Source organism: Intrasporangium chromatireducens Q5-1 (assembly GCF_000576575.1).
GTDB lineage: Bacteria > Actinomycetota > Actinomycetes > Actinomycetales > Dermatophilaceae > Intrasporangium_A > Intrasporangium_A chromatireducens.
Genome location: NZ_AWQS01000111.1, coordinates 1 through 13,087, shown reverse-complemented (window position 1 = coordinate 13,087; position 13,087 = coordinate 1). Strand labels below are relative to the sequence as shown.

Here is a 13,087-nt window from a genome sequence, read left to right as displayed (position 1 = left end):
CTGGGGACGCCGGCCGGTCCTGGCCATCGGTCTGCCTGGGGCTACCCGACGAGGATCGCCGGGAGCGTCACCGACGTGCCCGTCGTGGCGCCAACCACCGTGAGCGTGGTCGTGCCGGCCGGCAGGTCCGCGGGAAGCGGGACCGTGACGGAGGCGGTGCCGTACTCGTCGTTGGCGTCCTTGCCGATCGTGTTGTCGACCGCGGCCGTGCCGATCTCGGTGTCCCCGATCCTGATGGAGACGGTGTCATCGACGGTGTCACCGTCGCCACCCATGCGCAGCGACGACAAGTCGAACGTGACGGTGTCGCCGGGCTGGTAGCTGCCCGGAGCGCCGGCCGGGAAGGTGAGCCCCACTGACCGCTGGCTGTAGTCGACCGGCAGCGGCGCCGCCTTGGCGTTCGCTGCCATGTAGTCGACCATGCCCTGCAGATCGGTCTGGCCGGTGTCCTTCTTTTTCGTGCCGTTGCCCAGCTCGAAGAAGTTGTCACCGCCCGCGGCCAGGAACGAGTTCACCGTGACCGAGTAGCTCGTGGACGGGTCGATGGGTCTCCCATCCAGCCACATGCCGGTGACGTGCGCGTTCTTCGCTGCCGCCGGGTCGTAGCTGTAGGTGAACCCCTTCGAGATGCCGAGGCGCAGGAACGGTCGCGAGGCGCCCGCTGGCTGCCACTGCTGCTCGAGGACCGTCTTGATCTGCGCACCCGTGAGCCGCATGTTGACCAGCGTGTTGGCGAACGGCTGCACCGTGGCTGCCTGCTTGTAGGTCAACGTGGTCGGGTAGCCGCCCGCGTTCCCGACCATGTCGGCACGCAGGCCGCCCGGGTTCATGAACGCGATCTGCGCACCACCCGCCGTCTCGGACTCGGTGGCCCAGCGTTGGGCCTCCGCGACGAGGTTGCCGAGGGTCGACTCCCCGCCGCGGTTCTCGACCAGCACCGGCTCTCCGGCGCTGTTGGTGCTGTTGATCTTGGCCCGGTTGAACGGCCCGGAGATCTGTCCGAGCGGTTGCGCTCCGAGCACGTCGGCCTGCGCCACCGCCTTGGTGACGATGTCCGTGACGGTCTGCACGGCCGGGTAGTAGCCGACCCAGACCTTCTCGCCCTTCGCGTTGAGCACCTGCGTGGTCAGGGCGATCGTGCTCGACTCGACGGCGGTCACCGTCCCCTTCTCATCCGTGGTGTAGATGAGCTGGTCGAGGTTGTAGCCGTACTGACCGGCCGAGACCACCGGGCGGTCTGTGACCGCGCGACCAGCGTCCTTCCATGCGCGCACCGGGACCTCGCAGTTGTAGGTCAGGTGCGTGTGGCCGGAGATGATCGCATCGACGTTCGGATTGACGCCGTTGACGATCTTGCCGAAGTCGTTGTTCCCCGTGACCGAGTCGCACGAGCTGGTGGGGGCGCCCTCGTGGACGAGCAGGACAATGATGTCCACGCCGTCCGCCTTGAGCCTGTCCGCCTCCTCGTTGACGGCGGTCGGGAGGTCGGTGACCTTGATGTCGGCGATCCCCGCGGGCGAGACGAGCTCCGGCAGGTGCTCGGTGACCGCGCCGATGAAGCCGACCTGGACGCCGCCGAAGTCCTTGACCCACGTGGGGTCGAGGGCAGGGTTGCTCGACGCCTTCATCTTGACGTTGGCGCCGATGTACTTCCACGTGGCGCCGCCGTACGGGTTCTTCGTCGCGTCGTAGGGTGCCATGACGCGGTTCACGAGGTCGTTGTAGCCCTGGTCGAACTCGTGGTTGCCGACCGCCGACACGTCGAGGCCGGCAGCGTTGAGCGCGTCGATCGTCGGCTTGTCGTGCGCGATGAACGACTCGAAGGTGGAGGCACCGATGAGGTCACCGGCCGCCGCGAACACCGTGTTCGGCTCCTGCGCGCGCAGCTGCTGGACCGCTCCGGCAAGGACCGACGCGCCCGCCTCCTGGCCGTTCGCCTGGATGCGCCCGTGGAAGTCGTTGATGCCGAGGATCTGCACGCGACGCTCCAAACCGGCGTGCTGGGACTTCGCACCCGACCTGAAGCCGACAACGACGGGGTCGTGGTCGCTCGACCGGTATGGCGACTGGTCGTAGAAGAGCGTGCCGTGGTAGTTGTACCGGCTGTACTCGAGCGCGATCGACTCCGGTGCGTTGATGTTCCAGATGTCGCTACCCGTGGTGCGCTTGAGGGCGGACCTGTTGGCGAGCACGTGGTCGAGAGAGCCGTTCATGCCCCCGAAGCTGTAGGACTGCTTGCCGGTCGCGTAGCTGGTGTTGACGTCGGTCCAGCCGGCGTCGTAGAGGACCTTCATCGGGTCCTCCTGGGTGTACGAGTTGAAGTCACCGGCGAGGAAGACGTCGGTGGCCCCGGTCATCCGCTGGAGAGTGGGGATCCAGAGGTTGAGGGCGGTGGCCTGTCGCACACGGGACTCGTTGGACGACCCCTGTCCGTCGCTCTTGTCCTTGTCGCCCGGCCAGGGGCCGGCGGAGCCCTTGGACTTGAAGTGGTTGACGACCATCACGAAGGGAGTGCCACCACCCTTGGGAGTGAACGCCTGGGCGATCGGCTCTCGCGCGTTCTGGAACGCCTCACCGGCACTGCTCTGGTCGCCCAGGGCATGGGAGTCGCCCGACCGCTTCACCGACCTGATCTGGTAGATGATCGCGTTCGTGATGACGTCCTGCTCGGCCACCGGCGGTAGGTCAGCGGAGGAGGGCACATAGGCCCACACCGTCTTGCCGGCCCGGGCATTGAGCGCCTTGACGAGGGTGGAGACCGCCTCGTCCGGCGTCTCACCGAGCTTGGCCGAGTTCTCGATCTCCATCAGGCCCACGACGTCCGCGTCCAGAGCGGTGATCGCGTTGACGATCTTGGCCTGCTGCCGCGCGAGGCTCGCTGCGTCCCAGGCGCCACGCGGGCCGTCCGGGTTGCTGCAGGACCTCGTCGTGATGCCATTGCCGTCCCGGTCGGTGTACGGCGTGCACCCGCCGGGGAACGTCGAGCCGAGGGTCGTGAAGTAGTTCAGGACGTTGAACGACGCAACCTTGAGGTGACCGGCGCCGAGCTGTGCGGGCGCCTTGGTGCGGTCGTTCGTCCACGTGACCGGATAGCCGGTCGCAGGCGTCGCCTCCGCGGTCGGGTTCAGCTTCCACGCGTCGTGGCGGTAGTCGACGATGACCGGGTCGACGAAGCTGACCTTCTCACCGACGCGCAGCGGCTTGTCGAGCGAGATGTAGGGCGGCGTCTTTCCGCTGTTCGCGGCCGACAGGAAGTTCGTCGTTGCGCCGTCATCGAGGATGACTCCCCGGGCGGCGTTGTCCGCTGCGACGGCGGCTGCCTGCGCACTGTTGGGGCGTGCGACGTCCGTCGGCTGCATCAGGGGCTTGTCGCCGAGCGCGAGGCCGACCTCGCCGTACTGGTTGGTCGAGTAGGTGTTGGAGATCGTGTAGGTGCCGGAGCCGGCGAAGAGCATCGACTCCATCGACTCGCGCTGCGCGTCTGAGCCCGGCCACTCGTTCGTGATGGGCTTGACCGCGGGGACGGCGTCCGTCAGCTTCTTCAGACCACTGGAGGCCACCGCGATCTCGGTCAGGTCGTAGTACTCCGAGACCTTGCCGGTCACCTCGACGTAGTCGCCGATCTTGACCTGGCTGGCGGTGGCGGAGGAGAAGACGAAGACGGCGTTGGAGGCCTTGTGGTCCTTGAAATCGAGGTCGCCGCCGGTACCGGGAGTCTGGATGACGTAGCCCTCGATGCCGCCCGTCGGGTAGGCAGCCGTGACGACACCCCTGGTGGTCACGGACTTGCCGGCGTACGGGGATGCCGAGCCTTCGCCCTGGATCTGCGCGATCGTCAGCGTGCCGCCGTCACCGCCGCCCGTGTCACCGCCGCCGGGATTCCCCGAGTTGTTCGGCGTTGGAGCTCCGACGCTGAAGTCCGACTTGTTGTTTCCCGTGTTGGTGGCCACGGCATCCCGAGCAATCGACACCGTGTTGTTGCTCTTCGGCGCGCCAGGTGCTGGCTCCTTGGCGAAGGCCTTGCCGGCGCCGTAGCCGACGAGATCGACGACCTTGAAGTCATTGGCGCACGCGGTGGCTTCGCAGAGCAGTTTAGTCTGGGTTTGGGCGAGCGCGATGTTCCCGTCGGTGGCGGAGATGTTGAACGTCCCAGTCGCGTCGGGAGTCGGCAGGGCAGCGGCAGTCGAGCCTCCACTTGCCAGCGAGACGAGGTAGGTTTTGCCCGGAGCGATCGATCCCTTGAGGCTCGCGACGCCGCTCCAGTTGGTGCCGGCGGAGGCGGCGTACTGGACCGACCAGCCGGACACGTCGACCGCGGTCGTGCCCTTGTTGATGAGTTCGACGAAGTCGTTCGCGTAGGTGGCGCCACCGTTGCCGCCACCGCCGTAGACCTCGTTGATGACAACTTGGGCGGCGGGGTCGACCGCCGCGTGCGCGCTCGTCGGTATTCCGACGAGAAGCCCTCCAACGAGGGCGAGAACGCCCGACCCCGCGGTCAGGCATCTGGGTTTGGACACGGGTGTGACCTGCTTTCGGCTAAGCACGGTCGCACTGTGGGGCACGACCGAGGAGGGTGAGTCGCACTTGCTGGCCCCCGTCGCGACACGGCGGGGAGGCTCGTCAAACTAGACCCACCCGGGGACATCCGCCACCCGTAGCGGAGTCGGACGGGTGAACCCCGTGGGAACTACGGCGAAACCCGCCGAAGAGTGTCTGTCGCCAGCGGTCAGAACTGACAACCGATCCGGATCTTCAAGCCAATCAAGGCGTTTCGGACGTGAGGAACGGCCAGCGTGGCCGGAGCCCGGGATCGCAGTGGTCCTCGAACCACGCAGCCGCGCGCAGGACGCCGACGTCGTCGAACCGGCGGCCGGCGAGCTGCAGCCCGATCGTCCGTCCGTCGGCGGTGAAGCCGCAGTTCGTCGTTGCGGCGGGCTGACCCGTCATGTTGTAGGGCGCGGTGTAGGCGATGTGCGCCATCCCGAGGTCCGAGTCCGGGCCCCAGGGCATCGGCCACTCGGCGGGGAACGCCGACATGGGGGCCACGGGTGACACGACGAGGTCGTAGGGCTCGGTCGCCGATGCCGTGGCCCGCTGCAGGTCGATGATGCGGGAGTAGTCCCGCATCAGCCTGGTGCCTCCGACGTCGGCGGCACGCTGCACCCAGCGCTGGATGAACGGCAGCACCTGCTGCTGACGCGCCTCGGGCAGCGCCAGGAAGTCGACGAGGGACCGGACGCGCCAGAACTCGTCGAGGCCGGCGAGCATCTCGTCCGTGACGAACGGTTGTATCGGCTCGACCTCGGCACCGGCGTCGGCCAACATCGTCGCGGCGGCCTCGACCGCACCCCGGATCTCGTCCTCGAGCGGCAGGCCGGCCCCGGCGTCCAAGAGCAGGCCGACCCGGAGGCGGCTCACGTCGAGCGACAGGTCGGCCAGCGGCGACGCGAGATCCTCGGGCGGCAGGCTGGTCCAGTCCCGCGGGTCGGGACGACTGATCACGCCGAGCAGCAGCGCCGCGTCCTCGGCCGAGCGGGCAATCGGGCCGGCCACCCGCCCGAGGTAGGGGGCATCGAGCGGGACCCGTCCCGCCGATGGCTTGAGCGTCGTCAGGCCGAGCCACGTGCCGGGCAGCCGGATCGAGCCGCCGATGTCCGTGCCCACGTGCAGCGGGCCGTAGCCGGCGGCGGCCGCCGCGCCGGCACCCGAGCTGGACCCGCCCGTCGTCAGGGCCGCGTCCCACGGGCTCCTCGTCACTCCGTGCAGGCTCGACACACCGGACGACAACATGCCCCAGTCCGGCATGACCGTCGAGCCGACGACGACGCCGCCCGCCTCGAGGAGCCGCTCGACGACGGGGGAGTTGCGGTCCGGCACCACCGGCTCGACCCCCGCACACCCGGCAGGCATCGGCACACCTTCCCGGGCGAGGTTCTCCTTGACGGTGACGGGCACGCCGTCGATCGGGCCCAACGGAGTGCCCCGGCGCCACCGGTCCTCGCTGCACCGAGCCGCCTGGCACGCGGCCTCGGTGGAAATCTCCCACATCGCGCCCAGCACCGGCTCACGCTCGGCCATGACGTCAAGGACCACCCGGGTGACCTCCACGGGCGAGAGGTGGCCGGAGCGGTAGGCAGCCGCGAGTTCGGTTGCCGCCCAGCCCGCCAGGTCGTGGGCCCTCTCGTCCATCCGGCTCCTTCGCTCTGCATGAGGCGTGTCGCCACGTGCCGCCACGCCAGGCCGCCACGGTAGCGCGCCACGTGACCAAGGCCACGGCATCAGCATCACAAAGTGAGCGGCATACCTTCATCCTGTCGGGAGGTGCTGACAGACTTGCTGCACCACGCGAGCCGACCCCACCGGTCCCGCACAGATGGAGGCACAGTGAAGTCCACTCGATTCGTGGCGGCCCTCGGGGCCGCCCTGACGGCGGCGCTCGTCGCCGCGTGCTCGGCCGGCTCGTCCACCAACCCCAATCCGTCGGCGAGCGGTGGGGGCGCCGCCCCGGGCAGCGACAAGCTGACCGTCGGGCTCGTCGCCGAGCCGGTCAGCCTCGACTTCACGACGAACGACGGGGCCGCCATCCCGCAGGCGCTGCTCTATAACGTCTACGAGACCCTGGTGAAGCTCGACCAGAACGGCGACATCAAGCCGGCGCTCGCGACGTCGTGGAAGGTCTCCAGCGACCGCAAGACCTACACCTTCGACCTGACCGACAAGGCGAAGTTCACCAACGGCCAGCCGTTCACGGCCAAGGACGCGGTCTTCTCGATCGACCGGGTCAAGAAGGACTGGACGACCTCGCTGAAGTCCGCGATGGACGTCGTCGCGGACGCGAAGGCGGTCTCCGACACCCAGCTGCAGGTCACCCTCAAGCAGCCGAGCAACAGCTGGCTCTACAAGATGACGACGCGCATCGGCGCGATGATGGCGCCGGACGGCATCGCCGACCTCGCGACCAAGCCGGTTGGCACCGGCCCGTACGAGTTCGGCACGTGGAACCGGGGTGACTCGATCAGCCTCAAGGCGAACCCGAACTACTGGGGCCCGAAGCCGCACTTCGGCGAGGTCGTGCTCAAGTACTTCAAGGACGCGACGGCGCTGAACAACGCGCTGCTGACCGGCACGATCAACGTCATCGGCACGGTGCAGGCGCCCGAGTCGCTCAAGCAGTTCGAGGGCAACTCGAAGTACCAGGTCATCGAGGGCACCACCAACGGTGAGGTGGTCCTGTCGTTCAACAACGTCAAGGCGCCGATGAACAACCTCAAGGTGCGCCAGGCGGTGCGCTACGCGATCAACCACAAGGCGCTGATGGACACGTGCTGGGCCGGCTACGGCACGCTCATCGGCAGCATGGTGCCGCCGACCGACCCCTGGTATGAGGACCTCACGGGGCTCTACCCCTACGACCTCGCCAAGGCCAAGCAGCTGGTCCAGGAGACCGGCGTCGCCAACACGACGCTGCGCCTGAGGATTCCGACGCTGCCGTATGCCGTCTCCTGCGGTCAGGTGGTCAAGAGCGATCTCGAGCAGGCTGGCTTCAAGGTCGCCCTCGACCAGCTCGAGTTCCCGGCTGCGTGGCTGACGACGGTCTTCAAGAACGCCGACTACGACATGTCGATCGTCGCGCACGTCGAGCCGCGTGACCTCGGGGCGGTGTTCGGCAACCCGCAGTACTACACGCGCTACGACAACAAGCAGGTGCAGCAGGACCTCGCGAAGGCCGACACGGGCACGCCGCAGGAGCAGATCACCTACATGAAGGCTGCCGCCAAGACCCTCTCCGAGGACGCTGCCGCCGACTTCCTCTTCCTGCTGCCCAACCTCATCGTCGCCGACAAGGGGATCACCGGACTGCCCAAGAACGCCATCTCCGAGTCCTTCGACCTCAGCCAGCTCGGCCGGTCCTGATCCGGTCGTCGCCCTGACGCGGACCTACCGACACGATGCTGCTGCGGATCCTGCGGAGGACGGGGATCCTGCTGGCGAGCCTCGTCGCCAGCACGGTCCTCGTCTTCGCGTTCATGGCCGTCCTGCCCGGCGACCCTGCCCGGGTGGCCCTCGGAGTCAACGCCTCCGACGAGGCGGTCGGGCAGCTGCGCCGCGAGTTCGGCCTGGATCGGCCCCTTGCGGCGCAGTACCTGTCCTGGATCGGTGGCCTCGCTCGTTTCGACCTCGGGACGTCCTACATCTCGCACGCGCCGATCGGGCCGCAGATCGCCGACCGGCTCATGGTGACCCTCTGGCTCGTCGTCACCGCCATGGTCATCGCCCTCGTCGTCGCCGTCCCGCTGGGGACGGTCATGGCGATGCGGCATCGTCGTCCGAGCGGGGTGCTGCTCTCGGCTCTGTCCCAGGTGGGGGTCGCGGTGCCCGCCTTCCTGGCCGGCATCCTGCTCATCACCGTCTTCGCGATCGGCCTCGGCTGGCTGCCGGCCAACGGCTGGACGCCGCCCGACCAGGACCCGGTCATGTTCGTCAAGCAGCTGACCCTGCCCGCGTTGTCGCTGGGCATCGTCCAGGCGGCGGTGCTGACCAGATATGTCCGCAGCGCGATCCTCGACGTCATGCGCGAGGACTACATCCGCACCGCCCGAGCGAAGGGGCTCACGCCCACGCAGGCGCTGCGGCGACACGGCATGCGCAACGCGTCGATCCCCGTCATCACCGTGCTCGGGCTGCAGCTCGCGACGCTGCTCATCGGCGCCGTCGTCGTCGAGCGGGTCTTCGTCATCCCCGGGCTCGGCAGCCTGCTCCTCGACGCCGTTTCGAACCGCGACCTCATCGTCGTCCAGGACGTCGTCATGGTGCTGGTGCTCGCCGTGCTCGTGGTCAACTTCGTCGTCGACCTGCTCTACCTCGTCATCGACCCCCGCCTGCAGGTGAGCTCGCGATGAGCCGGATCGACCCGGGCATCGGCGCAGCCGGGGAGCCACTGCCGGTCGGCGGCCTCCCTCGTCGGCGCGCGGGTGCGAGCCTCCTTGTCGGTGCGGTGCTCGTCGGGCTCGTCGTCGCCGCCGCGCTCGTCTCGTTCGTGTGGACCCCCTACGACCCGACGCTCGTCGACGCGTCGAGCCGGCTGCAGACCATGTCGGCGCGCCACCTGTTCGGCACAGACAAGTTCGGCCGCGACGTCTTCAGCCAGATCCTCGTCGGCGCTCGCACGACGCTGTTCGTCGGGATCGTCGCCGTCGGCGTCGCCGGAGTCATCGCCGTGCCGCTCGGGATCGTCGCCGCGATGGCGCCGCGATGGTTCGCCGAGCCCCTGATGCGGCTGCTCGACCTGCTCCTCGCCTTCCCCGCCCTCCTGCTCGCCATCATGTTCAGCGCCGTCTACGGCGGCAGCACCCTCGTCGCGATGATCGCCATCGGCATCGCCTCGATCCCGAGCTTCGTCCGAGTCGTGCGCAGCGGCTCGCTGCAGGTGCTCAGCACGGAATACGTCCTCGCTGCCAGGGCGGCCGGGCGGCGCCCAGTGGCGATCGGGTGGCGGCACGTGCTGCCCAACGTCAGCAGCCTCGTGATCGTGCAGGCGTCCGTCGCCTTCGCCATCGCCATCCTGGCCGAGGCGGCCCTGTCCTTCCTCGGCTACGGGACCCCCCCACCGGTCCCGTCGTGGGGCCGGATGCTGCAGGAGAGCCAGGAGATGCTCTTCACGGCGCCCCGCCTCGCGGTCTTCCCCGGAGTCGCCATCGCCGTCGCAGTCCTCGGGTTCAACCTGCTCGGGGACGGGCTGCGGGACCGCTACGACCCGAAGCTGGAGGACCGGCGATGAGTGGCCAGCGGGTGCTGCAGGTCGAAGGGCTGGACGTGTCGGTCGGTCGCCGCGGCCTGCTGCACGACGTGACGTTCAGCATCGACCGCGGCGAGAGGGTCGGCCTCATCGGTGAGTCCGGGTCCGGCAAGTCACTCACCGGCCTGGCGGTGCTCGGTCTGCTGCCGGAGGACGTGCATGCGCGGGGCACGGTCGCTCTCGCCGGCGTGGACGGCAACCTGCTCGAGCTCGACGAGCGTCGGCTCTCCCACATCAGGGGTCGCGAGGTCGCCATGGTGTTCCAGGAGCCGATGACGGCGCTGAACCCCACGTCGCGGGTCGGTGACCAGGTGGCCGAGGCGATCCTGCTGCACCGACGGTGCAGCAGGGGGGAGGCACGTCGGGCCGCCGTGGAGCTGCTCGACCAGGTCGCCCTGCCCGCTCCGGCCGAGGCCGCGCGCGCCTATCCGCACCAGCTCTCGGGGGGCCAACGGCAGCGCGTCGTGCTGGCCATCGCGCTGGCCAACGACCCCGAGCTGCTCGTCTGCGACGAGCCCACCACCGCGCTGGACGTGACAGTGCAGGCGCTCGTGCTCGACCTCGTCGTGCGCGGCGTCACCGCCCGGGACTCGGCGCTGCTGTTCATCACGCACGACCTGTCCGTCGTCGCCACCGTCTGTGAGCGGGTCCTCGTCATGTATGGCGGCCGCATCGTCGAGGCCGGACCCGTCGAGGAGGTCTTCCGTCGCCCGCGCCACCGCTACACGCAGGGGCTGCTCGAGGCGTCGGACCTCGAGCAGGCACAGGAGCACACGCGCCTGCGGACCATCCCCGGCTCCGTGCCGCCCGCCGGCCGGTTCCCGGCCGGGTGCGTCTTCCGGAACCGGTGCACCCACGCGACCCGGGAGTGCGAGACCCTGCCGCCCTGGACGGGGCCGAGCCCCGAGCAGGGTTACGCCTGCTTCCATCCCGCGCACGAGACGGCACAGGTGGGGTCGTGAGCACCGACACCGAGCCGACACCGGCGATCCGCGTCGACGACGTGCACCGCGACTTCCGACGGCCGCGTCGCTCGATCCGCCAGCCCGGCCCCACGGTGCAGGCACTCCGGGGGGTCAGCCTCGAGGTGGCGCCCGGGGAGCGCTTCGGCATCGTGGGCGAGTCCGGGTGCGGCAAGTCGACGCTCATGCGCATCATCGCGGGACTCGACCGGCCGACGAAGGGCCGGGTCCTCATCGAGGGCCGCGACGTCACCGCTCTGCCGGAGCGCCGCCTCGGCTTCCTGCGCCAGCGCCTCCAAGTCGTCTTCCAGGACCCGATGGGCTCGCTCGACCCGAGGATGCGCGTCCGCGACATCATCGCGGAACCGCTTGTCGCGCAGGGAGTCAAGAACCGCCGAGACCGAGTGGCGGAGCTGCTCGACGCCGTAGGGCTGCCGGCCGAGGCCGCCAACCGCTATCCCCACCAGTTCTCCGGCGGCCAGCGACAGCGCATCTCGATCGCCCGGGCGCTCGCGCCGCGCCCGACGATCCTGCTCGCTGACGAGCCGGTGAGCGCGCTCGACGTGTCGGTCAGGGCCCAGGTGCTCAACCTGCTCGACGACCTCGTCACCGAGCTGGGCCTGACCCTCGTCTTCGTCTCGCATGACCTGTCCGTCGTGCGGCACGTCTGTGACCGGCTGGCCGTCATGAGCGCGGGCCAGATCGTCGAGACCGGCCCCACGCGACAGGTCTACGACCACCCGCAGCACCCCTACACCGAGCGGCTGCTGCGGTCCGTGCCGTCGATGCACAAGGCGTTGGCCGGTGCCAGCACGACCGATCTGCTCGGCGCGGACCGGGCGAAGCCGAAGGATGTCGAGGACAAGGGGACTGCCCATGCCTGAGTCAGCGCTGTATCGCCCTCAGCACCCCGCCGGGCTGCCCGTCGGTCAGGAGTGGGTGCCCACCGCAGCACACGCAGCAGTGCGCTTCCCCTACGACGGCACCCTCGTGGCCCACGCACCCGTCGGTGACGCCGACCTCGCTCGCCAAGCGGTGGAAGCCGCCCTCGAGGTGCGCCACTCGGTCGGCCGGCTGCCCTCACACGTGCGGCGGGCGGCGCTCTTCGCCGCGCACGAGGAGCTCTCGGCGCACCGAGCGGAGCTCGAGGACCTGCTCGTCCTCGAGACGGGCAAACCGCGCGTCGACTGCCGGGTCGAGCTGGACCGCAGCCTGCTCACCCTCACCACCGCCGCGGAGGAGGTGGCGCGGCTGCACGGGGAGACGGTGCCGCTCGACCTGCTCCCCAGCGGCGAGGGCCTCGTCGGCTTCTGGACCCGGCGTCCGATCGGCGTGGTCGTCGGGATCGCCGGGTTCAACTACCCGCTCCTGCTGGCCGCCCACAAGCTGGCCCCCGCGCTCGCCGCCGGCTGTCCCATCATCGTCAAGCCGGCCCCGCAGACCCCCCTCGCCACGCTGTGGCTCGTCCACGTCGTCCGTGAGGCGCTCGCTGCGGCGGGGGGCCCCCGGGCTGCGGTCCAGCTCGTCACCGGGGGCGTGGACGTCGGCGTCGCGCTGACGACCGACCGACGCATCGGTGCCGTCTCCTTCACCGGGTCGGCGGCGGTCGGGCACCAGATCGCCAAGGATGCGGCACCGACGAAGGTGTTGCTCGAGCTCGGCTCCAACTCCGCCCTCGTCGTGGCGGAGGACGCCGACCTCGACCGGGCGGCGGACGCGGTCATCCGGGGCGGCTACTACGCGTCCGGACAGGCATGCATCTCCGTGCAGCGCCTGATCGTCGTCGAGCCGGTCCGAGAGGAGTTCCTCGGGCGTCTCGGTGCCCGGATCGCCGAGGTCAAGGTCGGCGACCCGCGTGATGAGGCGACCAGGGTGTCGGCCCTCATCGACGAGCGGTCGACGGCGCGAGTCGCCGACTGGGTGCGAACCGCGGTCGACGCTGGTGCGACGGTCGTCCACGGTGGCGGCGTGCAGGGCGGAATCGTCGAGCCCACAGTGCTCCTCGACGTGCCGCGCGGTGCGGACGCCTGGGACGAGGAGATCTTCGGCCCGGTCGTCGCCGTCCGGTCGGTGGAGTCCTTCGACACGGCCATCGACCTCGTGAACGCGTCGCGCTACGGCCTGCACGCGAGTGTCTTCACCACGTCTCTCCAGAACACGTTCACGGCGATCGACCGGATCGAGACCGGAGGTGTCGTCGTGAACGAGGTGCCCGGGTTCCGCTCGGACGTCATGCCGTATGGCGGGGTCAAGGACTCCGGCGTCGGTCGGGAGGGACCCCGGTTCGCGATCGAGGAGCTGACCGTGACCCGCATGGCGATCATCCGGC

Annotated in this window: 8 protein-coding genes; 6 read left to right on the top strand and 2 right to left on the bottom strand. The window is 69.4% G+C overall.

Translation table 11 applies throughout. From position 1 onward, the window contains the following. Positions 1 to 41: 41 nt before the first annotated feature. Together N864_RS13305 and N864_RS13300 are read right to left on the bottom strand one after the other, a co-directional pair. On the bottom strand, positions 42 to 4,517 hold the full coding sequence (locus N864_RS13305; protein ID WP_051518553.1) for an ExeM/NucH family extracellular endonuclease: 4,476 nt from the start codon (positions 4,515 to 4,517) through the stop codon (positions 42 to 44). A gap of 244 nt (positions 4,518 to 4,761) precedes the next feature. Continuing rightward, complete coding sequence (locus N864_RS13300) at positions 4,762 to 6,189, bottom strand: amidase (protein ID WP_051518552.1); 1,428 nt, start codon at positions 6,187 to 6,189, stop codon at positions 4,762 to 4,764. A gap of 195 nt (positions 6,190 to 6,384) precedes the next feature. Here N864_RS13300 and N864_RS13295 point away from each other — a divergent pair, with 195 nt between their 5' ends. From N864_RS13295 to N864_RS13270, 6 genes are all read left to right on the top strand, one after another. After that, entirely contained in the window at positions 6,385 to 7,914 is a 1,530-nt protein-coding gene (locus N864_RS13295) for an ABC transporter substrate-binding protein (RefSeq protein WP_034717517.1), read from the top strand. A 35-nt stretch (positions 7,915 to 7,949) separates the two neighbouring features. Further along, entirely contained in the window at positions 7,950 to 8,900 is a 951-nt protein-coding gene (locus tag N864_RS13290) for an ABC transporter permease (RefSeq protein ID WP_034717516.1), read from the top strand. Further along, positions 8,897 to 9,778, top strand: coding sequence for an ABC transporter permease (locus N864_RS13285; protein WP_081793806.1), 882 nt, complete (start codon positions 8,897 to 8,899; stop codon positions 9,776 to 9,778). The genes N864_RS13290 and N864_RS13285 overlap by 4 nt, the downstream gene beginning before the upstream one ends. Continuing rightward, positions 9,775 to 10,758, top strand: a complete 984-nt coding sequence (locus N864_RS26335; RefSeq protein WP_034717515.1) for an ABC transporter ATP-binding protein — start codon at positions 9,775 to 9,777, stop codon at positions 10,756 to 10,758. Before N864_RS13285 ends, N864_RS26335 begins: the two co-directional genes overlap by 4 nt. After that, a complete protein-coding gene (locus N864_RS26330) occupies positions 10,755 to 11,642 on the top strand; it encodes an ATP-binding cassette domain-containing protein (RefSeq protein WP_051518551.1) in 888 nt (295 codons plus the stop codon). Before N864_RS26335 ends, N864_RS26330 begins: the two co-directional genes overlap by 4 nt. Next, positions 11,635 to 13,087: aldehyde dehydrogenase family protein (locus tag N864_RS13270; protein WP_205620943.1), on the top strand; the 1,453-nt coding region annotated here is incomplete at its 3' end. The genes N864_RS26330 and N864_RS13270, both read left to right, overlap by 8 nt.